The organism is Streptococcus ratti FA-1 = DSM 20564, from assembly GCF_000286075.1.
In the GTDB taxonomy this organism is placed as follows: Bacteria; Bacillota; Bacilli; order Lactobacillales; family Streptococcaceae; genus Streptococcus; species Streptococcus ratti.
The window spans coordinates 1,271,021-1,295,975 of record NZ_AJTZ01000005.1; the positions used below are offsets into that span (position 1 = coordinate 1,271,021).

The 24,955-nt window shown below is 40.6% G+C and carries 23 protein-coding genes, 2 pseudogenes and 1 other annotated feature; of the genes and pseudogenes, 2 read left to right on the forward strand and 23 right to left on the reverse strand.

Annotation, left to right across the window (positions count from 1 at the left end; genetic code table 11):
- Positions 1–9: 9 nt before the first annotated feature.
- The 13 genes from tadA to SRA_RS08060 all read right to left on the reverse strand — a co-directional run bounded on the left by tadA (position 10) and on the right by SRA_RS08060 (position 12,513).
- Complete coding sequence (gene tadA / locus SRA_RS08000; protein WP_003089634.1) at positions 10–480, reverse strand: tRNA adenosine(34) deaminase TadA; 471 nt, start codon at positions 478–480, stop codon at positions 10–12.
- Complete coding sequence (locus SRA_RS08005; RefSeq protein ID WP_003089635.1) at positions 480–1,256, reverse strand: MBL fold metallo-hydrolase; 777 nt, start codon at positions 1,254–1,256, stop codon at positions 480–482. Before SRA_RS08005 ends, tadA begins: the two co-directional genes overlap by 1 nt.
- Before the next feature lie 109 nt (positions 1,257–1,365).
- On the reverse strand, positions 1,366–2,376 hold the full coding sequence (locus SRA_RS08010; protein ID WP_003089637.1) for an ElyC/SanA/YdcF family protein: 1,011 nt from the start codon (positions 2,374–2,376) through the stop codon (positions 1,366–1,368).
- A 412-nt stretch (positions 2,377–2,788) separates the two neighbouring features.
- Positions 2,789–3,931, reverse strand: coding sequence for a tRNA guanosine(34) transglycosylase Tgt (gene tgt / locus SRA_RS08015; RefSeq protein WP_003089639.1), 1,143 nt, complete (start codon positions 3,929–3,931; stop codon positions 2,789–2,791).
- Positions 3,932–4,246: 315 nt separating this feature from the next.
- On the reverse strand, positions 4,247–4,675 hold the full coding sequence (locus tag SRA_RS08020) for a CoA-binding protein (protein WP_003089640.1): 429 nt from the start codon (positions 4,673–4,675) through the stop codon (positions 4,247–4,249).
- An 18-nt stretch (positions 4,676–4,693) separates the two neighbouring features.
- Positions 4,694–5,425 carry a glucose-6-phosphate isomerase gene (locus SRA_RS08025; RefSeq protein WP_225310757.1) on the reverse strand — a complete coding sequence of 244 codons (732 nt, stop codon included), beginning with the start codon at positions 5,423–5,425 and terminating at the stop codon, positions 4,694–4,696.
- An 8-nt stretch (positions 5,426–5,433) separates the two neighbouring features.
- Complete coding sequence (gene polA, locus SRA_RS08030; RefSeq protein ID WP_003089652.1) at positions 5,434–8,070, reverse strand: DNA polymerase I; 2,637 nt, start codon at positions 8,068–8,070, stop codon at positions 5,434–5,436.
- Positions 8,071–8,274: 204 nt separating this feature from the next.
- On the reverse strand, positions 8,275–9,243 hold the full coding sequence (locus tag SRA_RS08035) for a ketopantoate reductase family protein (RefSeq protein WP_003089654.1): 969 nt from the start codon (positions 9,241–9,243) through the stop codon (positions 8,275–8,277).
- An 18-nt stretch (positions 9,244–9,261) separates the two neighbouring features.
- Positions 9,262–9,645, reverse strand: a complete 384-nt coding sequence (locus SRA_RS08040) for a hypothetical protein (protein ID WP_003089656.1) — start codon at positions 9,643–9,645, stop codon at positions 9,262–9,264.
- A complete protein-coding gene (locus SRA_RS08045; protein WP_404827192.1) occupies positions 9,642–10,130 on the reverse strand; it encodes a LytTR family DNA-binding domain-containing protein in 489 nt (162 codons plus the stop codon). Before SRA_RS08045 ends, SRA_RS08040 begins: the two co-directional genes overlap by 4 nt.
- 42 nt (positions 10,131–10,172) lie before the next feature.
- Positions 10,173–10,685, reverse strand: a complete 513-nt coding sequence (locus tag SRA_RS08050) for an HXXEE domain-containing protein (protein WP_003089660.1) — start codon at positions 10,683–10,685, stop codon at positions 10,173–10,175.
- Positions 10,685–11,668 (reverse strand): helix-turn-helix domain-containing protein, encoded by a 984-nt coding sequence (locus tag SRA_RS08055; protein ID WP_003089662.1) that lies wholly within the window; start codon positions 11,666–11,668, stop codon positions 10,685–10,687. The genes SRA_RS08050 and SRA_RS08055 overlap by 1 nt, the downstream gene beginning before the upstream one ends.
- A 26-nt stretch (positions 11,669–11,694) precedes the next feature.
- Positions 11,695–12,513 (reverse strand): oxidoreductase, encoded by an 819-nt coding sequence (locus SRA_RS08060; protein WP_003089664.1) that lies wholly within the window; start codon positions 12,511–12,513, stop codon positions 11,695–11,697.
- Between the two features lie 264 nt (positions 12,514–12,777).
- On the opposite strand from SRA_RS08060, the gene SRA_RS08065 reads away from it, so the two are divergent.
- Positions 12,778–14,109, forward strand: coding sequence for a metal-dependent hydrolase family protein (locus tag SRA_RS08065; protein WP_003089665.1), 1,332 nt, complete (start codon positions 12,778–12,780; stop codon positions 14,107–14,109).
- A gap of 120 nt (positions 14,110–14,229) precedes the next feature.
- On the opposite strand, the gene alsE is transcribed toward SRA_RS08065, so the two are convergent.
- From alsE to SRA_RS08110, 10 genes and pseudogenes are all read right to left on the reverse strand, one after another.
- Positions 14,230–14,925: a D-allulose 6-phosphate 3-epimerase gene (gene alsE, locus SRA_RS08070; protein WP_003089667.1), complete on the reverse strand. Its 696-nt coding sequence runs from the start codon at positions 14,923–14,925 to the stop codon at positions 14,230–14,232.
- A gap of 17 nt (positions 14,926–14,942) precedes the next feature.
- Positions 14,943–16,046 carry a PTS fructose transporter subunit IIC gene (locus tag SRA_RS08075; RefSeq protein ID WP_003089669.1) on the reverse strand — a complete coding sequence of 368 codons (1,104 nt, stop codon included), beginning with the start codon at positions 16,044–16,046 and terminating at the stop codon, positions 14,943–14,945.
- A 10-nt stretch (positions 16,047–16,056) separates the two neighbouring features.
- On the reverse strand, positions 16,057–16,509 hold the full coding sequence (locus SRA_RS08080; RefSeq protein WP_003089671.1) for a PTS sugar transporter subunit IIA: 453 nt from the start codon (positions 16,507–16,509) through the stop codon (positions 16,057–16,059).
- 12 nt (positions 16,510–16,521) lie between these two features.
- Complete coding sequence (locus SRA_RS08085) at positions 16,522–16,836, reverse strand: PTS fructose transporter subunit IIB (RefSeq protein ID WP_003089674.1); 315 nt, start codon at positions 16,834–16,836, stop codon at positions 16,522–16,524.
- A gap of 14 nt (positions 16,837–16,850) precedes the next feature.
- The gene (locus tag SRA_RS08090; RefSeq protein WP_003089678.1) at positions 16,851–17,267 is read right to left on the reverse strand and encodes a PTS sugar transporter subunit IIA; all 417 of its coding nucleotides are present in this window, start codon (positions 17,265–17,267) and stop codon (positions 16,851–16,853) included.
- On the reverse strand, positions 17,257–18,720 hold the full coding sequence (locus SRA_RS08095; protein ID WP_003089680.1) for a BglG family transcription antiterminator: 1,464 nt from the start codon (positions 18,718–18,720) through the stop codon (positions 17,257–17,259). Before SRA_RS08095 ends, SRA_RS08090 begins: the two co-directional genes overlap by 11 nt.
- Positions 18,721–19,052: 332 nt before the next feature.
- Positions 19,053–19,790 carry a cyclase family protein gene (locus tag SRA_RS08100; RefSeq protein WP_003089684.1) on the reverse strand — a complete coding sequence of 246 codons (738 nt, stop codon included), beginning with the start codon at positions 19,788–19,790 and terminating at the stop codon, positions 19,053–19,055.
- Positions 19,791–19,872: 82 nt separating this feature from the next.
- Positions 19,873–21,258 (reverse strand): cation:dicarboxylate symporter family transporter, encoded by a 1,386-nt coding sequence (locus SRA_RS08105; protein WP_003089686.1) that lies wholly within the window; start codon positions 21,256–21,258, stop codon positions 19,873–19,875.
- 145 nt (positions 21,259–21,403) lie between these two features.
- Positions 21,404–21,645, reverse strand: a binding site (T-box leader).
- A 214-nt stretch (positions 21,646–21,859) separates the two neighbouring features.
- Positions 21,860–22,071, reverse strand: a pseudogene (locus tag SRA_RS10250) (PTS fructose transporter subunit IIC); the annotation flags it as partial.
- Positions 22,072–22,365: 294 nt separating this feature from the next.
- A pseudogene (locus SRA_RS08110) lies at positions 22,366–24,082 on the reverse strand (MFS transporter).
- A 121-nt stretch (positions 24,083–24,203) separates the two neighbouring features.
- Here SRA_RS08110 and SRA_RS08115 point away from each other — a divergent pair.
- On the forward strand, positions 24,204–24,734 hold the full coding sequence (locus SRA_RS08115; RefSeq protein ID WP_003089696.1) for a PadR family transcriptional regulator: 531 nt from the start codon (positions 24,204–24,206) through the stop codon (positions 24,732–24,734).
- Positions 24,735–24,955 lie beyond the last annotated feature (221 nt).

A 24,955-nucleotide genomic window follows, 5' to 3' on the forward strand; every position in this document is an offset into this window, starting at 1 on the left:
ACTGCCAACTTAAGACTTTCGTCTTTTTCTAAAGAAATCTTGCATAATCCTAGCACATTCTTCTTCAAGGATCCCTGTCTCTACTTCCACACGGTGATTGAGACGCCCATCAGTCAGAATATCATAGAGGCTGCCGGCAGCACCAAATTTCTGATTAGCAGCGCCGTAGATGACCTTCGGGATGCGGGCAAGCCCAATGGCTCCGCTGCACATGACACAGGGCTCAATGGTCACAAAGAGGGTACTGTCCAATAAACGCCAGTTATCCTCGACAGCATTGGCCTGGTTGATGGCCATAATTTCAGCATGCATAACGGCCTGATTGAGTTCCTCACGCGCATTGTGGCCACGACCGATGATACGACCGTCCTTGACAATGACACAGCCGATAGGAATTTCTTCTTTGGCTAATGATTTTTGTGCTTCCTTGAGAGCCTCTGCCATGAAAGATTCTTTTTCTTCCTGAGTGAAATCCGTCATCAGTAATCACCGATCTCCCATGATTTATGAGGTTCTGCCAATTCTACTGGAATACCATTGGAGTGGGTCTCCGTCTGGCTTCTGAGGATTTCCAGATGGCTGTCTGAATCGATGCCTGCTGGCGCTACTGGCGGCATATGGGTCAAGACCAGCCGTTTGACTTTAGCCGCGCTAGCGATTTCTCCAGCTTCCTTGGTGGTCAAATGGGCTATGTGATTTTCATTACCTTCATAAAGGTAAACATCCGCCAAAAAGAGGTCAGCGCCTGCGGCGAATTGATCCAAACCGTCAAAATAACCTGTATCACCTGTGAAAACAAAGACCTGTCCTGTCGCACGCTCTACGATACGAAAAGCATAGCAAGGCACAGGGTGCACTGTCTTGATGAAGGTAATATCAAAAGGTCCAATTTGCTGCACGCCCTTAACGTCATAAGCAATCCCTTGAGATACACCCTCAAGGCTCAGTTTGCTAAACTCATAGGCATCTTCGTCGTGACCATAGATAGGCAAGACTTTAGGCTCCCAGAGATGCTTAGGATAGAGCTGGAAATAGTGGCGCAAGACACCCAAATCAGCTACATGGTCAGGGTGATAGTGAGAAATGATAACCGCGTCCAAGTCCAGCGGACTGATTTCTTTTTCCAGTTCATTGAGAGCACGGCTGCCGCAATCGATTAGCAGCTGAAAACCATCTTGTCCTGTCAAGAGATAAGAGGTCGTGCCGCCGTCTTTGTAAGGGTAAGCTCCCCAGCAGCCAATGGTTGTTAACTTCATAAAAAAACACCTTCTTTATTTTCTGTTTGCTTTATTATAGCAAATTTCCTGCAACAACTAAACAAAGGCCTGCTTCCAAGTATATTTTTGAAACAGACCCTGTAAGTGTTTATCTAAAGTATCTCAACATTAAAAGTCCTATAACGACAGTATAAATGGCAATAAAGACCCATTTGAGACGGACAGCAAGCGCTGCAAATTCCCGAATAAAAGCACTGGGAATATAATAGCCAGCTGTCGAACAGCCTAAGCCATCTCCGGCCATATGCAGCTGACGGGCATAGACACTGGTCCGAAAAACATGATAGGCATTGGTGACAAAGAGAAAACGAGGACGGCTCATCTCTTTTTCGGCCAGCTGTTTTGAAAACAAGAGATTTTGATAGGTTGAGCGTGATTGCTCTTCCAACAGAACTTTATTGCTGGGAATATCTCCTTGCTGTCTAATATAGGCAGCAATGGCCTTGGCTTCTGAAACCTCTTCGTCAGGGCCCTGACCGCCGCTTGCAATCAGCTTGGCTCTGGGATTGCTGGATTTTCGAAAAACCTCAAGTGCCTTATCAATCCGTTTTTGCAGCAAGGGTGTTACTTCTTTGCCCTTCATCAGTCCTGCACCATGAATGATAATGAAATCATAGTGCTTATTTTTAGGAATGATGAGATACAAAAGGGAGTACAGCATAAAAGCAACAAACGATATGCCAAAAAGTAAAAAAGTAAATATTATCAGAAAGTAAATAAGATAGAAAAAACTATTTTGCGGCAGATTTGTCAAAAAGGATGAGCCTAGGTAAATGAAAAGAAAGAAGCCTACGATACTAAGTCCCAGCAAAAGGGATAAAAAATTAGTTTTTGATCGCCCTTCTTTTTTCAAAAGAATAAAACCGTTGTAAATGAGAAATAAGCCGCCAAAAAAGATAAAGGCAGGAACCATCAGAAATCCCAGTACAAAGATTAAATAAGCTGTTGTATAGCCCTGACGGTAGAAAAAGCTAACAGCCGTAACATAGGCAAAAAACAAAAAGATAATTAAAAGAACGGGATTAATCAAACTGCGGGCATCATGATATATGGAAAAAGCCAGCAAAATAAAAAGTATCAGTGTAATGGCTTCTAACATCGCTTCTCCTTAAAAGTCTTCTGCAAAAATCACATACAATACCAACAGACGATTAAGGTCAGCAGGATTAAATCACAAAGCATAAAAATTAAAATCAAGTATTTTAAGCAATCGGCCTTTGTCATCAATGAATCCTCCTTCGCTGTTAAGTTTATTTTGGGGCTAAATCATCAGCTCCCTTGGTGGTTACCTTTATTTTACCGGAAAATTCATAAACTAAACTTACACTTTTGTAAGCTGATAGGCTGTGCTAAACAGTTAAGCAGAAAATCAAAGCTACTTGCAAAAACTGCTGACGAATTCTCAGAGATTTTGGCTGATAACTAAAAGACCGGAGCAGCTCCCACAAATGGAATTTTGCTCCAGCCAAAGCAGGCAGCCCTGCTTATATATAATATATTTTCGATGGTAATTAGAAATTGCGTTTGGATTTATTATAGCCGTAACGTTCGATAAAGTCTGCACGGAATTCAAGCAAATTATCATCCATAATAGCCTGATGGACCTTTCGCATCAGATTCAGAAGGAAATAGAGATTATGATAGCTGGTCAGACGCAGCCCAAAGGTCTCATCTGCCTTGAGCAGATGGCGAAGATAGGCGCGCGTGTAATTTTGACAAGTGTAACAATCGCAGTCGTGATCTAAGGGTGTAAAGTCTTCTGCATACTGAGCGTTTTTAACCACCAAGCGCCCCTGACTGGTCATACAGGTTCCGTTTCTGGCAATCCGAGTCGGTAAGACACAGTCAAACATGTCAACACCGCGGATAACCCCATCAATCAAGCTATCAGGGGCGCCAACTCCCATGAGGTAACGAGGCTTGTTTTCCGGCAGGAGAGGTGTTGTGAAATCAAGCACAGCATTCATTTCTTCATGTGATTCTCCAACGGCTAAACCGCCAATAGAATAGCCCGGAAAATCCATGGACACCAAATCAGCCGCTGACTGACGCCGTAAATCTTCAAAACCAGCTCCCTGTACAATACCAAAAAGTCCCTGATCCTGAGGACGATGGTGCGCTTTAAGACCTCGTTCTGCCCAGCGACTGGTCCGCTCAATAGAATTTTTAACATAATCGTAAGGCTGATAAAACTGTGGGCATTCGTCAAAGGACATCATAATGTCAGAGCCTAAATTATTTTGAATGGAAATGGCCTTCTCAGGTGACAGGAACATTTTAGCACCGTTGAGGTGATTTTTGAAGGTAACCCCTTCTTCGGTGATGTTGCGGCTGTCTGCCAGAGAATACACCTGAAAACCACCGCTGTCAGTCAAAATAGGCTGATCCCAGTTCATAAACTGATGCAGTCCGCCTGCCCGTGCAATGAGGTCATCACCCGGCCGCAGCCAGAGATGGTAGGTATTAGCCAGAATGACACCCGAGCCCATCTCTTTTAATTCTTCAGGGGACTGTGTTTTAACGGTTGCCTGAGTTCCCACTGGCATAAACATAGGTGTTGGAAAGGTACCGTGCGGTGTTATAATCTCTCCTAAACGCGCTCCTGTATGCTTCTCTTTTTTAATAAGACGATATTGAATCGGTGAATGTGTCATTTCTACTCCTTGTTTCCAAGACTGTGTCTTGGACATTTAACCTTATAAATTTTATCAAAAAAGCAGACAGATGTCATTAAGCAGCTCTGGATAATATCTCCCCTTCATAAATTACCGAAAAATCGACTTGCCCATTTTGATAAGAATTAATACTCAAAGAAAATCAAAATCAGACTAGGCGACGAGCCGCAGGTAGTACTAGAGTACGGCAATGCGAAGTTAACGATGTATTATTTTGATTTTCAAAGAGTATAAAAAGCTGAGAAAATTTTCCCAGCTTGATAAATCAGATGCTATCGAAAACAATGTTGCCGCCTATCCCATCTTTTGGTATTCAATCTTAATACACTTGTCCATCACAATCTGATTGCGGCCGGCAGAGCGTAATATCTCTTCTGCTTCTTGACTTTGCAGACCCAATTGTGCCCAAAAGACATCCGCATCTGTTTCAAGGAAATCCTTGGCAACATCTGCTAAAAATTCACTGCGGCGAAAGACATCTACAATATCAATATGTTCAGGAATATCCTGCAGGCGGGCATAAACGATTTCACCTAAAATATGCTCTCCTGCTGCCCGTGGATTGACAGGAATAATTTTATAACCAGCAGTTTGCAGCACTTGAGAAACTTTATAAGCAGCAGTTTCTTCCCGAGCAGATAAACCAACCACTGCAATGGTCTTAGCTTTTTTTAAATAATCAAAAATGACATCTTGACTGGGGTTTTCAAATTGATAAGTCATAAATGACCTCCTGTAACATTATTTTTTTGAAATCTGATATAAAATATCCTTTAGATGGCCAATCGCCTCTTTTAGATTGGCTTTTGTTGATTTCTTGCTTGAGGCTAAAGGAAAAATAATAGCTCCTACCACCACAGAATCATCAAAATTCCCTGTATTTTCCAAGCGATAAAACGTCAATCGGGAAGAATTGTTGGAAGTATTTTTCTCATAACCAACATGCCACTCTTGATTTTCGATGGTGATTTTAGTTTCTTTGCTAAAATAATGCAAGTCTTTTTTCAGCCGTTCTGACAATTCTTGCTCCGTCAAAACATGACCGCCATCTAAAGGCGACTGACTATAAGCATTTAAAGTGTAGAGCTGTACTATAAAAGTAGAATCATGTTCTCTGGCATCATAAACAAGGTCTCTATCTTTATCTTTTGTATTAACATTTAAGGTCCAAAGGTCGGGCTTTTCATACCAACGGTAGTGGTGTTTTACTTCTCCATTAATATCTGTCTCGACTAGTCCATTTCTAGCAGATTCAAGACGGGCATCCTTTAAAAAATCATATTTAGGAGGGTTCTGATTGACAATAAGTCTTTTGCTGTTAGCTAAGTCTTGAAATTCTTTCTGACTGATTTCTTTGACTGATTTGACCTGATGATTGGATTTAGAAGAGTGTTTAGAAGACTGCTTAGTACAAGCACTGCAAACAATCAACAAGAGGCAACACAATCCTAAAATGATACTTTTCTTTTTCATTTTCATTTTTACTTAGCCTCGTACCAGGTCTGACCAGCATTTTCATCTGCTACAAGCGGTACAGACAGCTCAATAGCCGATTCCATAGTTTCCTTGACCAGCTGCTTGACAGCCTTCAGTTCTTTGTTGGGAACTTCAAGAACGATTTCGTCATGCACCTGCAAGAGCATACGCGCTTGGTAATTTCCTTGCATCAAAGCCTTGTCCAGATTAATCATAGCCACCTTGAGAATATCAGCTGCACTCCCTTGGATTGGGGAATTAATGGCTGTGCGCTCGGCAAAAGAACGAATATTGAAATTGCGCGAATTGATATCCGGCAGTTCGCGCCGTCTGTGAAAGAGCGTCTCAACATAGCCCTTATCACGCGCTTCTCTGACCACCCTGTCCATGTAATTTTTAATACCCGGATAACGTTCAAAGTAGGTATCGATATAATTTTTAGCGGCCTTGCGGCTGATACCTAGATTATTGGCCAGACCAAAATCGGAAATGCCGTAAACCACGCCAAAATTAACGGCCTTAGCATTGCGGCGGTCATTAGGTGTCACATCTTCTGGTCTTTCAATGCCAAAGACACGCATCGCTGTAGACGTATGAATATCTGCACCTTCTTTAAAGGCTGCTATCAAGTGTTCATCACCTGAAATGTGCGCCAGAACCCGCAGCTCAATCTGTGAATAATCCGAACTGAGCAAAACGCTGTCCGGCCATTCTGGAACAAAGGCCTTGCGGATAAGACGGCCCTGTTCCAAACGGACAGGAATATTTTGAAGATTGGGGTCGACACTGGATAACCGCCCGGTCTGTGTCAAATCCTGCAGATAGCGCGTGTGAATCTTATCGTCAAAAGAAACAGCCTCCTGCAAACCAATGATATAGGTTGATTGGAGTTTAGCAATCTGACGGTATTCTAAAATTTTAGCTACGATTGGTGAGCGATGAGCCAGACGTTCCAGAACATCAACAGCCGTCGAATAGCCGGTCTTTGTTTTTTTAGTCGCCGACAAAGGCAGGCCTAATTTTTCAAAGAGAATGACTCCCAGCTGTTTAGGCGAATTAATATTGAATTCTTCCCCCGCCAAAGCATAGATTTCCTGCGTTAAGGCCTCCAGTTCAATCTCATTGGCTCGCTCCATATCTTTGAGCGTTTCTTTTTTAATTGAGATACCTGCAATTTCCATTTTAGCAAGGACATTAGCCAGCGGCAATTCCATCTCAAAGAGCAAGTCGAGTTGGTCATTAGCAGAAAGTTTCTGACGCATGGGCTCTTCACTGGCAATCAAGACGCTAATTTTTTTAGCCAAATGGCTGAGCAGGACATCTTTGTCAGGAACAGCTCGCTTAGCCCCTTTGCCATATACCTCATCGTCCGTATCCAAGGGTAGGTCCGTATAAAGCCTAGCAATGGTCGAAATATAATTATTTTCAACCGTTGAAAGCAGGTACTTTGCTAATCGGCTATCAAAACTAGCTGTCGGCAAATCAATTCCCAAATGACTGAGCAAAACCTTGCTGCGCTTAAAATCATAGGTTTTAACTGGTTTAGCCAGAGCCTTTTTGAACAGGTCATCGTTCAGCAGACTGACATCAGTGCTGGCATAGATAGCCTGACTGTTGCCCCAGGCAAAACCAATCATATCTTCTGTATGATAGTTGTCATTTAAAATTTCAAAATAAAAGAACTGATCATCGGCAAACATGTCCGCTTTCAGCTGGCTAACCTCTGTATAATGAGCTTCAAAGGTCTTAGCATCAGGCGATGAACCCAGCTGCGAACGGAACTGTCTAAAGTCCATCTCATCATAAAATTTAGCCAGACTGTCAAATTCGGGACCTGAATAAATAATATCCTCTAAGCCAATAGTAATAGGCGCCTGAACATCAATGGTCGCTAAGGTTTTCGACAAAAAGGCCTTTTCTTTATCATTAACCAGATTTTCTTTCATCTTGGAGGCCTTGAAGCTGTCCAAATTTTCATAGATAGCTTCCAGACTGCCGTGTTCATGCAGGAGCTTAAGACCGGTCTTCTCGCCAATCTTGGTAACGCCTGGAATGTTGTCTGATTTATCTCCCATGAGCGCTTTAAGGTCAATGAACTGCTTGGGTGTCAGCCCCATTTTTTCCATGAGATAAGCTGGAGTGAACTCTTCGAATTCGGCAACGCCCCTTTTAGAAATTTCAACGGTTGTGTTGCTATCAGCCAGCTGAATCAGGTCTCTGTCGCCGCTGACAATCGTTACTTCGTACTCATCTTCATTTTCTGCCAATTTATCCAGCGTCCCAATAATATCATCGGCCTCATAATTGTCCAAATCATAAAAAGGCACACCGAGCGCCGTCAGCATCTCACGGATGTAGGGCAGCTGCTCACGAAATTCTGTTGGCGTCTTATCGCGTCCGGCCTTGTAATCCGTAAACATTTCTGTCCTAAAAGTCGTTTTACCGGCGTCAAAGGCCACCAAAACATGGGTAGGCTCTACCCGCTTTATCATGTGATCCAGCATCAGATGAAATCCATAAATGGCATTGGTATGGAGTCCTGCAGGGTTTTTAAAGCGGTCAATTTGATTGTAGAGTGCAAAAAAAGCACGGTAGGCAACGGAAGAACCGTCAATTAACAGTAATTTTTTCTTGTTTGTCATAGCTCTATTGTAACATAATATTAGCCTTTATTCTCTTTAAACACCATCAATAAGACTAAAACAATCAAAAAACGACTTAACTTCCGTCAAGTCATTTGTTTATTAGATAATCATAGGAATTTCATCATCACCATCAAAATTTCTGCTTTCCCTTCATTGGGATATGGAAACTATTTTTATGCTTTCAGCTGGCAAAAACAACTTCTATTTTGAAAACAAGGTGATTCTTTCAAGAGCCCTTTCATAATTTTCATAAAAGTTAGGAGCACTTACTTGATTTTCCTTGCCACTGTTATAAAGGCATTTACAGACAAATAACAGGTCTTTTGTATTCCCATGCAAGGTCATGATTTTGCGGGTCAGCACCTTTTTAGTAAACATGCGTTTCATAAGCAAAGCAGAAATGAGCCTTGGCAATTTATAGGCTAAGAGCTCATTTTTATAATTTTTTAGACTGACCCCTCGACTAGCTACAATTTGTGACGTTTCACGAACAGCTTTGACAGCTTCCTTTAAATAATACACAGAGTCCATGAGCATCTCTGCCGCTGCAGCTGTATCCTTAACATTTCCAGATTTACCCATGACTGAAATAACACCAGCATTAATGGCCATATGCAACCAAATCCACTCCAGCATATCGTAGGGCTGCTCCAGTTTTATGTGACAATCCGCAAAAAGCTGCTCTAACTCCTGATAATTCGCAATGGCGGCTTTTTCTTCTTTTTCTAGCATGAAATGATCAAAAAGGCAGCATGTCAATTTATTATCAATAATATTGCCGCCAGCAACGGGATAGCCTAAAATATAAGGACGTCCCTTTACTAATTTTTCAACATAAACACGCTCTTCCCAAATGCCACAGGCAAGAAGCAGCGTTCCTGAAATACCATCTGCTGCCAGATGTTCCAGCACAGAAGCAAGACCGCCTGATGGGATACTAACAAAGATGAGGTCGTAATGCTTTGCTGAACAATGCCTCACTTGATAAACATCGCTGCGTTGAACCCCTTCTTTTTCAGTCCTACCATCAAGCAACTCCACTTGGACTTGCTTGACAGCAGCCTTGGGACTGCCCTTTCTGAGATAATGCTCTACTTCATGGCCTGCCTCTTGAAAAGCATAGCCATAAATAGATCCAATCGTTCCTAAACCGACAACTAAAATGTTCACTTTGCTTCTCCTTACTGTTTACTGTCTGCGCTTTTTGATCAGCTGATTAATTTCCTGAGCTTCTTGATTGAGTTCAAAAAGATCTAAAGCCTGAGAAGCCATATAGACAAGGAAGCCAATCAAAAGAAGCACCCAGCCATCAGCATTCCAGTCAAAAGGTTTACTGGATACAAACAAAAGCCCTTCAATGATGATCAAATCGAGCAGGCTGCTAACAAGAGCCGATTTTAGATCGAGCCTTTTTTTAGCAAGAAGGCTGAGATGGATGAGTATATTGACCGCAAGAACTTGGAAGATCGTGACTAAAAGCAGCCAATGAGCTTGCAATAGCAGGGCTGCCACAGCCAGTACAATCAAGGAAATGCCTGTTGAGGCAAAGATATGTGTCAGTAATTTTTTCATTTTTCTCCACCTCGCAAAGCAGCCTTCACATCATTTAAATAAGAACGATTGACAATCACTTTTTCTCCATTTATCAGCGTCGCTTCCATGCGGCTATTAAAGAGCGGCCGTATACTTTCCAGTACATTAACATTGAGTAAGCAGGCCTTGCTGATCTGGACGAAGCCGCTGCTGCTCAAATCATTTAGAAGCTGATAGAGCCGTAAATCTGTCTGATAAACCCTATCTGCCAAATAAACGAAGGTCTTTTTATCTACACTTTCGATATAGTAAATATCGGACACATTGACCAAATGCTCTCTACCGTCCTGATAACAGCTGAGCTGCCTATCTACCGTCTCTAAAAAAGAGAGAATCCGCTCAACCAGCTTGTCTTTCTGACCGTATTTAAGACAAATTTCTAATTCTTTATACTGGTCATCTTGTTCGATTCGTAATTTCATAGTGCCATTATAGCACAGCTTTCCCAGCAAAAAATCCTGCATCAACCAAGATGCAGAATTGAAGAACTGAGATACAATTTTAGATTAGGAATGCAGGAATTTTTCCACCTTAGCTGCCTGCTGATGAAGAAACCTAAGATTAAGTAACAAAAGAAAGAAAATGATAATCGTCAGCATCAGCAAAAGAATCCAGCTTATCGTCTGGGAAAAACAAAACACAATGATACTCAAAACAAGTAAAGGAAGCGTTAAGGCTGCAGTGAGACTGCCAGGTACCCAAGTCCGAAATTTGATAGCCTGACCGATATGAGAAAACAGATGAAAAGTATGCCCCAGTGTAATAGATAAAACTAGCTCCGGCAGCTTAAAAAGAATACCTACCAGCAAAAGCAGACTAGCCAAAACAAATTCTTCCAAAATGAGGGCAGCTATTGTTTCTGCTGAAAGGTAATGCGCTCTGCCTGAAACAAATATTTCATTAGCAAACTTTGGATCATTCTTTTTCTTAGCAATCCATGGACAAACCAAAATAATCTCTTCAAACTCATGGATCATAAAAAGCACTATAGCGGTGAAGGCGAATAAGTCTGCTGTCATTATCTTTCTCCTTTACAATAATGGGCTGCCTTATACTGTTTTAATGTTTTGCCAGTCCACTTCTTAAAAGCCCGCAAAAAACTAGATTTTTCTGAATAGCCTACTAAATAAGCAATCTCGTCAACTGACATGGATAAATCAAGATAAGATAAAGCCATGGATTTCTGCATGTGCAAGACTTCTTCCTTAAAACTTGTATTTTCAGCAGCTAATTTACGCTGCAGGGTACGGGCATTGATGCCCAGTCTGTCAGCTATAGTTGCCAGAGAAAATTGACTGCTGGGAATAGCAGACAGCAGCTCGTCCTGAACTATCTGAGTGAAATTCCCCTCATTATCAAGCCGGGACAGTTGCTCATTAAGACTTGGCTTCAAATGATACCACATAACATTATTTTCAGTGATAAAAGGTTTTTCAAGATCTGTCTTTGATAATACCAGCAGATTACTTTCAGATTTTTGCGGCAGAATACCAATTTCATTTTCAAGAAGTCTTCCATAATTATAGGGAGAACTTATCTGGCGAGGAAGAATCCGAATTCCTGTCCCTGTTCGCAAGATACTCAAAAGAAGCAACTGTTCTTGCAGCAATAACATACGAGGAATCGGTAACTGTGATGAAAAATAGGCATAGTTAATCGTAACTTCATCCCTTTTTTCATGAATCTGCATTTCTACTGGACCAATCAAGCTTTTATATTTTGCAAATCGTTGTAAGGCTGTCAAACCATCAGGACTTGACAAAGCTGCAAAAAAGGCCGGTACAAACATTTTAATGTTTTCAATCTTGCTCAAGGCCAATAGCGCTTCATCCGTAATTAGCTTGTCCAAAGTCGCTACAAAGCGATAGTAATCCTGAGCATTATAGACAAGTTCTTCTTGCCACAGCTTGTTAGGCAGCTGCGCTCTCTGCAAAATCAGCCCAACCTCTATTCCCAATTCCTTTAAGAAGCTTTGAAATTGTCTCGTAATAATAAGTTTCATAATCTTATTGTCTAAAAATAATAGCCTTAAGTCAAACTCTTGATGACCAGCCAGTCAAATAGCTTGACAGGCAAGATTGTATGCAGCAAAAGAATTGCTTTGGCACCGCAACCGACAAGGTAACGCGGTTTAACCCGCCTAGCATTGGCGATTTTGACTATCTTTTTTGCTACTAGATCAGGTTCAGAAACAAAGGCGGTTGCATATAGTTGTTCTATTCTCTGAGCGACTTTTTGCGCTATTTTTTCATAGGGACCGCCAGCTGCGCAAGCTCGTAAATTCTCTGTGGCAATCTGACTCCAAGGTGTTTTAATACTGCTAGGCTCAATAAGAACAACGTCAAGTCCAAATGGCTTTGTTTCCATACGAAGACCATCAGACAGAGCTTCAAGAGCATATTTAGAGGCATGATACCAAGTTCCCATAATAGTCGTCATACGGCCACCTATTGAAGACATATTGATAATGCGCCCCGATTTCTGAGCTCGCATATAAGGAAGAACTTCCTGAGTTAGACGGGCCAGACCAAAAAGATTGACTTCAAATTGCTTTCTAGCATCCTCAAGTGAAACATCCTCAAGCGCACCAAAAGCAGCATAACCTGCATTGTTGATTAATATATCAAGTCTGCCTTCTTGTTCAATAATCGCTGCAAGGGCTTGTTTTATTGTCTTCTCCTTTGTAAGGTCAAGGTAAATCGGATGAACACCAGCTTGTTTCAGATTTTCCATTTTTTCCAAATGTCTGGCCGCACCATAAACTTTGTGCCCTTCCTGAGCTAAATTTTGTGCTGCTAGATAGCCAATCCCCGAAGAAGCCCCCGTCAGTAAAATCACTTTAGACATCTTTTTCTCCTTTACGAAAAATTATAAATCAAGGACCGCTCCTTTGCATAGGACAATCAAGGACACTTTCATGACAATCAGTGCCAAAAATCTTATATTAACAATATAGGATTGAAGAATTAATACACACTACTAAAGAGCTTAAACGATCATTTTCTTTCTTCTAGATAAAAACAGCAGACTGTTGCTTTCTCTTCATTATTATTCTATAATCTAGCCAATTATAAAATGATAATTTATCAACATATTTCTTAAGGAGACCTTATGCCTGCAACAATAATCCGTAATGTTCAGCTGATTCATTTAGAAACAGCTGCCATTGATTCGACGCATATTTTTATAAATGAACAGGGTTTTATTGAAAAAATCAGTCCTGTTCTTCCAGATGATTTTGAATCTTATCATATTATTGAAGGAAACAATCGCTTTGTTCTGCCTGGACTCATCAATCTCCATGCTCATCTTTTTGGAAGCGGAAATGCCTTATCTGTACCTTCAAATCCTCATTTACAGGCCCTCTTCTTTCGTCTTATCAATACCCAATTAGGTAAAAAATGGCTGCGCTCTGTCATGAGAAAAAATGCCCAGATTGAATTACAAACAGGAGTTACAACGATTAGAGCCGTGGGGGAAGGGCTCTATCAAGATATCCTGCTGCGCCAACAAATAAATCAAGGAGAGTTTATAGGGCCAACGTTAAAGGTCGCAGGACCTATGCTAAGTGCTAAGGACGGTCACGGTGCTCCTTTTGTTGCTATAGAAAGTACGTCTGCTTCCGACTATATTCAAAACAGTCAGCAGAATATAGAAGGCGGAGTTGATTGGATAAAAATCTGTATTACAGGCGGCGTTACTGATGCTAAGGCTATAGGTCAAGCAGGACAAGTCCAACTATCTTTGGAAGAAGTTGAGGCGGTTTGTCAAGAAGCACATAAGCATGGTATTTTGGTAGCAGCCCATGCCGAAAGTACGAAAGGCGTCAGAATTGCTTTAAAGGCAGGTGTCGACTCTATTGAACATGGTTTTACCATGGATGAGGAGATGATACAGCTTTTTAAAAATAATCCTAAAGCTTACAGAGGATATAGTGTACTTGTTCCTACCTTCTCACCAGCTATTCCTTTTATTAAACTTTCCAGAAAAGATCTAGGAGTCACTGAATTGGTTTATCAAAACGGGAAGGCTATTTATCAGGGAATGCTTGAGAGTTTTCAGCAGGCTCTCCAAAATAACATTACTATTGGCATTGGCAATGATGCTTCTATGACACTGGTGACCCACTACGATTTCTGGCGAGAACTGCTTTACTGTCAACAACTTGGAAAGCTTAGCAATCAAGACATCCTTAGAATGGCTACTAGCGGGAATGCTCACATTTTGGGAATAGAAGATAAATACGGTACAATCGCTGTCGGCAAAATAGCGGATATCTTATTGCTGGAGCAGAATCCGCTTGAAAATCTCAAAGCCTTAACATCTATTAGTCTAGTCATCAAAAAAGGAATCCCTGTCGACAAAACACCTTTCCACAGACTTAAAAAAGTTGACAGACTTTTAGAAAAAATGGATAGTACTGCTTCATTTGATAAGATTTAACCATAAGAAAACACTTCTGTTGAAAGTTAGTAAACTAGAAAATAGAAGTGTTTTTCCTATATCTCAATTTATAAGAGCAAGGCCAAATTCCTGCAGTTCTTTAAATTAACACTCAATCAACTATTGTAATTTCTTACCTGTCATTTCTTCATAATCTTTACACATGATTGCCCAAGAATCAGCTATATTATCTGCTAGGGAAAAGAGTCCGCTGCGACCTACAATGTAAATATCCGGATTCGCCTCATCAATCTGTTTGAAAGTTTTTCGGCTGGATGATCCATCCATTTCAATGAGATAGTAATAACCAGCTTGATCACGCAATTGTCTTAATTGAATAATTTTATCTAGTGTGGACTCTAAAAAGCGTTGGCCCGCAAAACCGGGATCTACGGTCATAATCGTAATCTTATCCAACAAATCAATGTAAGGCAGAATGACACTTACTGGTGTTTCGGGATTAAGAACAACACCTGCCTTTAAGCCAGCAGCATGGATTTGGTCAATGAGACGAAAGGCTAAACCATTGAGAGCTTCTGCATGCATACAAATCCACTCACACTTGAGATTTATCATTTGCTGTACCCAAAAGGTTTGATCGGTAACCATCAGGTGAATAGACAGCGGCAGGCTGGAGAGCTTTCTGACCTCACCGATAAACCACGGTGACAGCGTAATATTGGGAACAAAATGACCGTCCATAATATCAATATGATAAGAGCTTACATGTTCATTTAGAAAGGTAAGCTCCTCTTTAAATTTATCTAAGTTCATACACATTAGAGATGGTGAAAACTCAGCTTTTACTACAGCCATGTGCTTGCCTCACTTTCTTACAAAATTTCAAAATCATCAAGACTAATCTCTTCTTCATCTTCCAGACTTGTTTCAATAGTTTCTTCTTCAGTAACAGGTTTCTTAATCAGGGCATAGACAAGTCCAGTGACTAAAATATTAATCAACAAACCGCATATGCCTGCTAGAGGACGTGTCATAGTAGGAATCATGAGCACACCTCCAAAAGGCACCGATGAGTCGGCTCCCATAGTCATAGAGACAGCACCTCCAACTGCTCCTCCAACGGCCGTTGCAATTAATCCTGGAAGGAGATTGTTCATGACAATGGGAATAACACCTTCAACAATATTAACAATTCCCATAGGCACAGCTGATTTGAGGGTTTCAATTTCATCTTTTGTATAAATATTTTTCTTCATTAATTTAGCAAAAAAGTAAGCGAGACCAAAGCCAACAGGGGTTGCTGTATTGACTAATTGCAGCGCTGTCAAAGGCTCTTTGACACCTTCAGCTTGAAGTGTTAAAACAAAGGCATAGACCGTTTTATTAAGGGGACCACCGAAGTCAACACCACTAAGAACACCAACTACCCCTCCAAAGATAATGCGTGATGATGAACTTAGACCTTTCAAGAAGGTTGTCAACCAAGCAGTGAAAGCACTAATCGGACCGCCAATAAGATAAATCATAATCAAACTGCTGACAAAGGCGGTCACAAAAGGTACAATCAAGGTCGGCATCAGCCCTTTAGCCCAATGAGGAACCTTAAGATTTTTTAAAATATAAAGCGCCAAAAAACCAGCAATATAACCACCAAGAATGCCGCCGATAAAACCAGCGCTAATACTATTAGCGATTAACCCAACAACAAAACCGGGAGCAATCCCTGGCTTGCCGGCAACGGAGAAAGAAATCCCAGTCGCAATAACAACCGGTAAAAGTCCTAAGGCCTTGCCGCCCATGGTCGCCATAGCATCCCAAAATGAAAACTTTCCAATGATGAGGGCATCCTGAGATGCTCCGCCCATAGCCATCCCAATCGCTACCAGAAAACCAGCCCCGCAGACGATGGGAATCAAATAAGAAATAGCCGTCAGCAAATGTCCTTTCAAATTAGCTTTTTTTAATAATTCTTTCATTTCTATCCTCCTATAATGAAAATGCAGCCAAAACATCTTCTGGGTTTTCAGCCTGCAAGAGCCTCGCCACGACTTGATCATTGCCCAGCTTTTTAGCAAAAAGAGCCAGTAATTTGAGATGTTCCTTAGCTGCCTTAGAATCAGAACCAACTGCAAAAAGAATCACTGCGCGCACCCCTTTGCCATCAAGACTCTCCCAGGGTATTTCCCGGTCATTAATGCCAATAGCTACCGCAGGGACTGTGACAGACGGACTTTTCCCATGCGGAATAGCCACGAAATTGCCAATCCCTGTCTGACCTTGAGCTTCGCGTTCATAAACGTCTTTAAGAAAGGCCTCCTGATCAGAGATTTTACTTTCCTGAAACAGCAGGCCGGACAAAGCTTGCAGTGCTTCTTCTTTAGTCTTTGCCGATAAATGAGTGTCAATCAATTTAATATCAATCGCATCCTTTGCTTCCATTGTCTATCCTTTCTACTGCTTAGCGGCTACTTCTGCCAGTTTGGCAATCAGTTTGTTGGGCGACTTAATAGCAACTTCGGTCGGAACTTTGACCGTTTTTTTGCCCGCAAAGCGCTCTTCTCCAGAAATCTTGACATCAATCGCCAAAATGACAATATCAGCTCCTGCAATATCCTCAGCACTTAATTCATTTTCAATGCCGATAGTGCCCTGTGTTTCAATTTTAACGTCGTGCCCTGCTTTTTTAGCAGCGGCTTCTAATTTTTCCTGAGCAATGTAAGTATGAGCAATCCCAACAGTACATGCTGCCACTCCAACGATTTTCATAGTTTTCCTCCTGTTTATAACATTTTTTCAATATTAGCTTTGCTGTCTGTTAAGAGCTTTTCAACATAGGCAGCATCTGCCAGTTTAGTCATAAAACTTCTGATTTGCTCTTTGACAACTCTGTCTTCATTTGCTTTTAAAGCTAAGCAGATAACTAAACTGATGTCTTTGATGGTCTCGTTCCAGTCTTTGATGGGGTCAGTCAACTGCAGAATCAGAAGCTGGCTTTGCCTAAGCTGGCTTGATTCAAGATGAGGCAGCACCGTCTGCTTATCAATCTGAATATTGGCCAGCTGCTCGCGAATCAACAGCTTTTTGGCTAAATCCCGACTAATTGAGGCGTCAATCTCTTCGGCCAAAAAACGATAGACATCTTTCACCTCTTGAAAGGATTCTCCGACAAATACTTTTTTGATCAAGTCACTGCTCATTTTTGATCTCTCCAATCTTTTGCCGCAGACGTTCCTGGTCTTCTGCCGTAAACATCCCATTTACCAGTAAAAAATGATAAGAGGGCGACTGTTTAAGGGGAATGGTTGAGATTAACAGATCAATAGCAGGATAGGTTTCCTCTAATTGCTCTACCTCACGCGAAGCAATAACATCAACAATTTCCAGCTCTGAAAAGTTATTGGCAATCTTAGCCCGCAGCAATTCTGAAATACCAATACCGGTTGTACAAACAATCAAGGTTCGCAGTTTACGGCTGCTGGTCTCCAGCAATTTGGCAAAGTAAAGGGTTATAAAGCCATTTTCATCCGCTGAAATAGGAGCTAGATGGTAAATCTGGCTGATTTCTTCTGATGTCTGGCAAACCCTGTCAAAAAGATCGGGATAAACCATCTTAATCTGACTGAGCAAACCATTTTGAACCATAATCTTTTGCTCCAAACGTTTGAGCATGGGTTTGATATGATTAGCCAAATCAAAGAAAATATCCTGATTTCTGATATCAAAGTCCCATTTTTGATTCATCAATTTCAGATAAGTCCGTGTGATGTTCACCACTTCTTCTGAAAATGAAATACTCTCAGAACTGACCTTCTCCAGCCTTGAAGCTGATAAATATTGATGAAGATAATGGACTTCAATTCTTGGAATCGGCAGCTGCAGATAGTTCTCCAAATGCTTGATGACTTCCTGAGATATATCCAGCAAAGAATCAGATATCTCCCTGAAGTTCCTTTTTTCAGTATCATAGTCATAGGTTTGATGGGCCCTGATGCGCTCCATCAAAATATACAAATGTAAAAAGATGTTGATGTTATAAGGATAGGGAATTTTACCGGAAAGATGTCTTTCAATAATCTCTAGCTGGTAAAGAATAAAGGCCGCATCTTTCTCATCAATATCCAAGCTCGAGTGTTCCTTTAAATCAACAAAGTCAACAATCTGATCATGCTGAATGCCAGCCAGAATCGCACGGCGGATATTTTCCTCTTTTCCTTCAACAGCCAGCATTCGCTTTTTACGCAGCAGTTTCAGATCAAACTTCTTAATGTCCTGAGTAATAATCTTCTCATCAGCAATCAGAACAGATTCCCCTAAAAAGAACTCCTCCATAAGATCAAAAACACTGACCGGTTTGGGTGCCTGTAAGAGCAATAATTGTTTTAGCTTATTTCTTCTTTGCTGGGGAGAATAATCGGTAGGTGGCTTATTTTCATACAGCAGCAAGTAACGATCATAGTCCAGCTTATACCCCCTTCCTTTTTCAGAAATAATCAAGGGGCCGTCCGGCAAATTGTCATTAATACTTTTAACCCATCTGTAAATAGTCTTGGCTGAAGTTTTTAACTTTTTTGCCAAAATATCAGACGTTATAAAATCCCTTTGAATTAGCAGGAGATATATGAGTTCCTCACTTTTACCTTTCAGACTCATCTAAGCTTCCTCCTTTATATTTTTATGATAACAATATTTCCTATCAGCATTTTACTAATTATTGTCCATAGCAACAGACATTTATTTGAATTATCTAATAAAATCATAGCAAAAAAATAAAGCCTCTGTCACAAAGCTTTATTTTTGATTATTATGTTGATAATCTTATTTTACCTGTTTTCTTCCTAAAAAATAGCGACATTAATGTCGGCTTCAGACTGAAAACAAACTTGCTTTTGTAGGTTTGTCTTTTTTGATATTCAAAAAGGAAGACTCTAAGCAAATCTTCCTCCTTATTATTAATATTATATTAAGTTACCTTTTTCCTAGGCTCATTCAGGTAAAATAGCCACTGCCCTGACCGGTGAACCTGTAGCTTTTTCCCAATGCGGATAAGCGATAGCTATCAAGCTTCCTGTTGCGGGTACCTGGTCAAGATTGGCCAGAACCTCAAGCTGATAAATATCCTGCTCCAGTACATAATATTCTTCGGCTAAACGGCCGTTTTTTGCTGCCCAGATACCGCTGTCAGTATCCAAGGTCTCATGACCCAAGGCTGAAATGTTTCGCTCATGGATGAGAAATGCCAGAGCCTCATGCGACCAGCCAGGTGTATGCTGCACTCCTTGATCATCGAGGTTGCGAATAGCTTCTTGATCCGGCCAGCGCTTTGACCAATCACTGCGAAAGGCTACAAAACTGCCCGCCGGAATTTCTCCATGCTCTGCTTCAAAGGCAAGCACATCTTCTTTAGTCAGTTCATAATCAGGATTAGCGACTACCGCCTGCGATTTATCAATTACAATTAAAGGCAAGAGTAAATCTTTCAAAGCAATCTCATCCAGCCAGCGGCCGCCTTCCACAAAGTGAATAGGGGCATCAATATGGGTGCCGTACTGACCGACAACAGAAAACTGCTGCACATGAAAACCATCTTTTAAGGTGAAAATATCTTTCTTGTCCAAAGCTGGTAAGGGCGGAAAATGCGGGCTTTGGTCATTTATTTGATGGGTCAAATCCACCCATTTAGCTGATTTTAGGCTTTGATAGGCTGCTAATATATTTGACATAAATGGTCTCCTTTATAATATAACATGTATCAATGGCATATGATAAGCCAAAAAGTTTTCTCTAGGCATGGCTTTTTATCTGTTAAATAGAATGAACAGCATTTGCATCATTTAAAATAGTTTCATCCAACTGATTGGTTTTCTTGGCTGTGATAAGCCCTGCTAAAATACTGTCATTAACATTTACCAAGGTCCGTCCCATATCCACAATCGGATCTATTGCAATCAAGACCCCCAGACTTGTGACAGGAAGATTCAGAGCTCCCAAGACGATCAAGGTTGTAAATAAGGCTCCGCCGCCAACACCGGCGACACCAAATGAAGCAATAACATCAATCAGAACAAGCATTAGGATAAACTGCCATGAAAAAATATCAAGGCCAACGGTCGGTGCAATAATAGTGGCAACAATTGTCGGATAAACACCGGCACAGCCATTTTGTCCAATGCTCAGACCAAAGCTAGCAGCAAAGTTGGCAACTGTCGGGCTGACACCGAGAGATTCTATTTGAATTTTGACATTTAACGGCAGGGTACCTGCGCTCGTACGTGAACTAAAGGCAAACAGCAAAGCCGGCAGTGCCTTTTTATAATATAAAACAGGATTAATTCCATGGACTGACAAGATAAGCGTATGAACAAGCAAGACAAGAATCAAGGCCGTATACACAGCTGCAATGAAAAGTCCCAAATGATTGATACTAGCCAGAGAATTTACCGCAATGGTATTGGTAATGAGAGCAAAGGTTCCATAAGGTGTCAGCGCCAAAACCAATTTAACCAGCCGATTGATAATCAGCTGCAGTGCCTTTATTCCCTTGGCAAAGACCGCTGCATACTCAGGTTCACTTTTTTGAACAGACAGATAAGCAAAACCAACCAAAAGCGCAAAAATGACAACTGCTATCGTGCTGGTCGCCCGGCTGCCGGAAAAATCAGCAAAAATATTGCTGGGCAAAAAACTGACAATCTGCTGGGGCAGCGTGAGCCCCTTGATTTCACCTTGGTGTTCTTGAATACTGGCCAAGGCCTCCTTGCCTGCTGTTCCAGTAAAATTAGAACCCTGTAAATCAAATAGAACTGTGGATAAAAAACCTAATATAGATGCTATAGCTGTCGTCCCTAGTAAAATCCCTAAGACAAAGCCGGTAATTTTTTTAAGGTTTTGTCTTACCTCTAGCTGCGTAAAAGCTCCAACCAAGGATAGAAAGATTAAGGGAACTACCAGCATCTTAAGAAGTGATACATAGCCATTTCCAACAATCCCAATCCAATCAAGCGCCTGAGCTAAAACTCGGCTTTTGGCTCCAAAAATCTGCTGGAGTATAAAACCAAAAGCTGCTCCCAAAATCAGCGACAGCAAAATTAAAGGGGTAAACCCGGCTTTTTTCCTATGAACAGCTGCCAAGCCTGCTAATAGCAGAAGGGCAGCTGCCACAATAATAAACGTTCCAAGTGTATCGTTCATAAAATCCTCCTCTTACATCAGCCAGCTAATGCTCAAAAAAATCAAACTAGGCAGCAGGCCGCAAACAGTTCAAAAATACGGCAAGTCGAAATCAAGGCCTATGATTTTCAAAGCCTATAAAAAAATCCTTACAAAGCTGCTGCTCTGCAAGGACGTCAAAACGCGTTACCACCTTGAATTCATGGTATTCTCACAAATACCAACTCCATCAGTACACTTAATCTATACTGGAAAGCTGTATCGGGCTTACCCGTAGCAGTTTCGAAGAAATCCCTTGACTGCTATCACTCAAAGACCATTTTCAAAGCGCACGGCTAATCTTCTCACACCTAACGAAGACTCTCTGTCTAGCGGCCAACTTTTACTTTTTCTTATCAGCATGATGTATTCAATTGTTTTTATTATAGCTGTAAACCCCTTTAAAATCAACTGATTCAGCCATTAAGCTTCTTTATAGGAAGCCATAATTAAAATTTATGGCAACAAGGCGGCAAAAAGTCATACCACCCGTTTGACGGGTGGTATGATTTATCTAAGCTCATACACATTAGAGATGGTGAAAACTCAGCTTTTACTACAGCCATGTGCTTGCCTCACTTTCTTATAAAATTTCAAAATCATCAAGGCTAATCTCTTCTTCATCTTCCAGACTTGTTTCAATAATTTCTTCTTCAGTAACAGGTTTCTTAATCAGGGAATAGACAAGTCCAGTGACTAAAATATTAATCAACAAGCCGCATATGCCTGCTAAAGGACGTGTCATAGTAGGAATCATGTCACACTTCCAAAAGGCACCGATGAGTCGGCTCCCGATATTAGATTAATAATCAATTTTTAACTAAGAATTGGGCTGGTTATACAGGAAATCCAGAGAATTTCCATACAAACCAGACTAAATAAAAAAGAGCAAATCATTATATAAATTGATCGTTTTCGAATTATTTAAAAGAGAATGGGACCGATGACCCATCCTCTTTTTTGATACCCAATCATATCTTACTTACAAGTGTATCCTAATACATAAACTTCTAATCTAAAATACTTTCCAATACCTATACGGAGCAGTGCTCTGCATCTGCGAAATAATATGTTAAATATGCCTCTTGCTTATGCTGATCCCGCTGTATTGAGAGATTTATTAGTTCGATTGTCTGAGTTTTTTCTAGGAAACAACAAACTTGAAAAAATAGCCAAAATAATGAAACCTATTGAATAGCGATAAAGTTTTGTGAAAGCTTTCGTATATCTTTCAACAGAGTAATTTTTAATATGTTTAACAGCTTCATTGATTTGTTTATTAATCTTAGTTAATTTTTGGCTGACACGGGATTTAACTTTCCCGTAAATAGCTTGTTTTTGTTCTTTAGGAAGATAGTCTGGATATTTTTGCAGTGTTTTTTGATAAGCCTCATTGACAATTTCTTTGCGTTCGGCTTTGGAAAAGTGATCAGAAGCTGTATTATTATTTGTTCCCTTCCCTAGAGATTTAACAGCCGTTTTCTGAATGGTTTTCTGTTTGGTCTTTGAAACATCAATAGTCTTAACTTCTGTTTTGATGTATCTGACAGCCTCTTTTCTAGCTGTGCTGAGATTCGTATAGAGTCCCGTGACATAGACAGCGACGGCTAGAACAATTCCCACCTGTCTGAGGACACCGGCGACACTTTGGGAGGCTGTTAGCAGATTTCCGGTAAAATCTGAGGCAGCTAATACCGTGATAGGACCAGCTATAATACCATAACCAGTCCCTAAAATTAAACAAGTTAAGGTGGTTTGGGTACTGTCTGCCATATCAATTTTTGTAAACAGGATATAGGCAGTTGCCATTAGAGTGAAACCAGTGGCAATGACAAGACGAGGTCCCAATTTATCAATAATGAAAGCTGCGAGCGGTGAAAAAATAAAAATCATGGCAGTAATCGGTGTAACAAGCAAAGCAGCTTCCAATTCGGTCTTGCTTTGCACACGGGTAAAGTAGGTTGGTAAAACGACGGTTACTGCTACTAGAAAGATATTACTGAGAATGATAGCAAGAGCAGAACCAGTAAATTCCTTATTTTTAAAGAGTTCCAAAGGTACCATGGGTGCCTGACAGCGTTTCTCCCACAGGATGAAAATGATAAGAAAGATGGCTGAACTAATCAGTAAAGTCAGAATCCCAGGACTCGTCCAACCCCAATCTCGTCCTTGTACAAGACCCAGAGTCAGTGCAAATAAGGTTGCCATGCTAAGCAGAGCGCCAAGATAATCAATCTTGGCTTTTTCTGTTGCTTCATGCCAGTCTAAACATACCAGACAGATTAGCAGAGAAATAACCATTAATGGAATATTTACCAGAAAAATCCAGCGCCATCCCAGAAACTGTGTCAAAACTCCCCCAATGGTCGGTCCCAAAGCAGCAGCTAGTCCTTGAGTAACTCCCAAAGCAGCAATAACACCTTTACGTGCAGTCAGGCTAACCGTATTAATCCCAATTGTCATCGATAGAGGAAAGACAATGGCTGCTCCAATACCTTGCCAGCCCGCTCCCAAAAATTAGTAGCTTAAGGTCAGAGCTGACTGCAGAGATGAGAGAGCCTCCCATAAAAATCAGCAGTCCCAGTAAATAAAATTTGTGCTTTCCAAACTTTTCAGCCAGTTTGCTTAAAGGAATGGTCAATGAAGCAAAAATAATAGTGTAGACATTGAGTGACCATTGAAGGTCATTCAGATTGACGCTTAAGCTGTCCTGAATAGCCGGCAATGCAATATTCATGACAGTGGTATCAAGCATACATAAGAAGATGCCAATGCACATGGCAATAATAGCAAATAAACGTTTCATAGAAAATGCCTTTCTTTTATATTAACAATGATAATATAAACTAAATTAATATAAGTGTCAAGGGTTGATTGCTGATAATATTTATATTATGATAAATCATATAAATAAAGTGAGGTAATATATGCAAGGGAAAGATATTATTCTTGGAATATTGAGCAAAAAAGAACGTTCAGGTTATGAGATTAATGATATACTGCAAAATCAGCTATCCTATTTTTATGATGGCACTTACGGTATGATCTATCCCACTTTAAGAAAGCTCGAAAAAGACGGAAAGATTTTAAAAGAAGTCGTTATCCAAGAAGGCAGGCCAAATAAAAACATTTATGCCATCACTGAATCCGGTAAGGAAGAATTTGATGACTATTTACAGTCGGAAATAGATGATGAAACCTTCAAGTCTGATTTCCTGATGAGACTGTTTTTTGGAACTTCTCTGGATAAAGCAGCTTTAAAGCAGCTGCTGAAAGAGGAGATCGCAAGAAAAGAGGAAAAAATCAACAGATTAAATGACAATTTCAAATTATGGAAAAATGAAGGTGGTCTGACTTCTACCCAGGAAATTACGATTAAATACGGTTTAGCTCAATATGAATCAACTAAAAAGGTTTTGGAAGATGAACTGGTAAAATTAGGCGGTTCTTTGAAATAGATGAAGATGACTGTTTCATTCTTATGCTCAAAGTGAAAATAAATAAAAGTCCAGCAATTGATTAAATTGCTGGACTTTTATTAGCTCATTGGCAATTATGGTGGAGGACATATCTTAGCATCTGAAGAAAACCACTTGCTTCTCTTGTTTTTATTATAGCTGTAAATCCCTTTAAAATCAACTGATTCAGCCATTAAGCTTCTTTATAGGAAGCCATAATT

Bases quoted from the DNA above. Each gene is read 5' to 3' on its own strand.
- tadA (WP_003089634.1), bottom strand. From the start codon at position 480: ATGACGGATTTCACTCAGGAAGAAAAAGAATCTTTCATGGCAGAGGCT.
- SRA_RS08005 (WP_003089635.1), bottom strand. From the start codon at position 1,256: ATGAAGTTAACAACCATTGGCTGCTGGGGAGCTTACCCTTACAAAGAC.
- SRA_RS08010 (WP_003089637.1), bottom strand. From the start codon at position 2,376: ATGTTAGAAGCCATTACACTGATACTTTTTATTTTGCTGGCTTTTTCC.
- tgt (WP_003089639.1), bottom strand. From the start codon at position 3,931: ATGACACATTCACCGATTCAATATCGTCTTATTAAAAAAGAGAAGCAT.
- SRA_RS08020 (WP_003089640.1), bottom strand. From the start codon at position 4,675: ATGACTTATCAATTTGAAAACCCCAGTCAAGATGTCATTTTTGATTAT.
- SRA_RS08025 (WP_225310757.1), bottom strand. From the start codon at position 5,425: ATGAAAAAGAAAAGTATCATTTTAGGATTGTGTTGCCTCTTGTTGATT.
- polA (WP_003089652.1), bottom strand. From the start codon at position 8,070: ATGACAAACAAGAAAAAATTACTGTTAATTGACGGTTCTTCCGTTGCC.
- SRA_RS08040 (WP_003089656.1), bottom strand. From the start codon at position 9,645: ATGAAAAAATTACTGACACATATCTTTGCCTCAACAGGCATTTCCTTG.
- SRA_RS08045 (WP_404827192.1), bottom strand. From the start codon at position 10,130: ATGCAGGATTTTTTGCTGGGAAAGCTGTGCTATAATGGCACTATGAAA.
- SRA_RS08050 (WP_003089660.1), bottom strand. From the start codon at position 10,685: ATGACAGCAGACTTATTCGCCTTCACCGCTATAGTGCTTTTTATGATC.
- SRA_RS08055 (WP_003089662.1), bottom strand. From the start codon at position 11,668: ATGAAACTTATTATTACGAGACAATTTCAAAGCTTCTTAAAGGAATTG.
- SRA_RS08060 (WP_003089664.1), bottom strand. From the start codon at position 12,513: ATGTCTAAAGTGATTTTACTGACGGGGGCTTCTTCGGGGATTGGCTAT.
- SRA_RS08065 (WP_003089665.1), top strand. From the start codon at position 12,778: ATGCCTGCAACAATAATCCGTAATGTTCAGCTGATTCATTTAGAAACA.
- alsE (WP_003089667.1), bottom strand. From the start codon at position 14,925: ATGGCTGTAGTAAAAGCTGAGTTTTCACCATCTCTAATGTGTATGAAC.
- SRA_RS08075 (WP_003089669.1), bottom strand. From the start codon at position 16,046: ATGAAAGAATTATTAAAAAAAGCTAATTTGAAAGGACATTTGCTGACG.
- SRA_RS08080 (WP_003089671.1), bottom strand. From the start codon at position 16,509: ATGGAAGCAAAGGATGCGATTGATATTAAATTGATTGACACTCATTTA.
- SRA_RS08085 (WP_003089674.1), bottom strand. From the start codon at position 16,836: ATGAAAATCGTTGGAGTGGCAGCATGTACTGTTGGGATTGCTCATACT.
- SRA_RS08090 (WP_003089678.1), bottom strand. From the start codon at position 17,267: ATGAGCAGTGACTTGATCAAAAAAGTATTTGTCGGAGAATCCTTTCAA.
- SRA_RS08095 (WP_003089680.1), bottom strand. From the start codon at position 18,720: ATGAGTCTGAAAGGTAAAAGTGAGGAACTCATATATCTCCTGCTAATT.
- SRA_RS08100 (WP_003089684.1), bottom strand. From the start codon at position 19,790: ATGTCAAATATATTAGCAGCCTATCAAAGCCTAAAATCAGCTAAATGG.
- SRA_RS08105 (WP_003089686.1), bottom strand. From the start codon at position 21,258: ATGAACGATACACTTGGAACGTTTATTATTGTGGCAGCTGCCCTTCTG.
- SRA_RS08115 (WP_003089696.1), top strand. From the start codon at position 24,204: ATGCAAGGGAAAGATATTATTCTTGGAATATTGAGCAAAAAAGAACGT.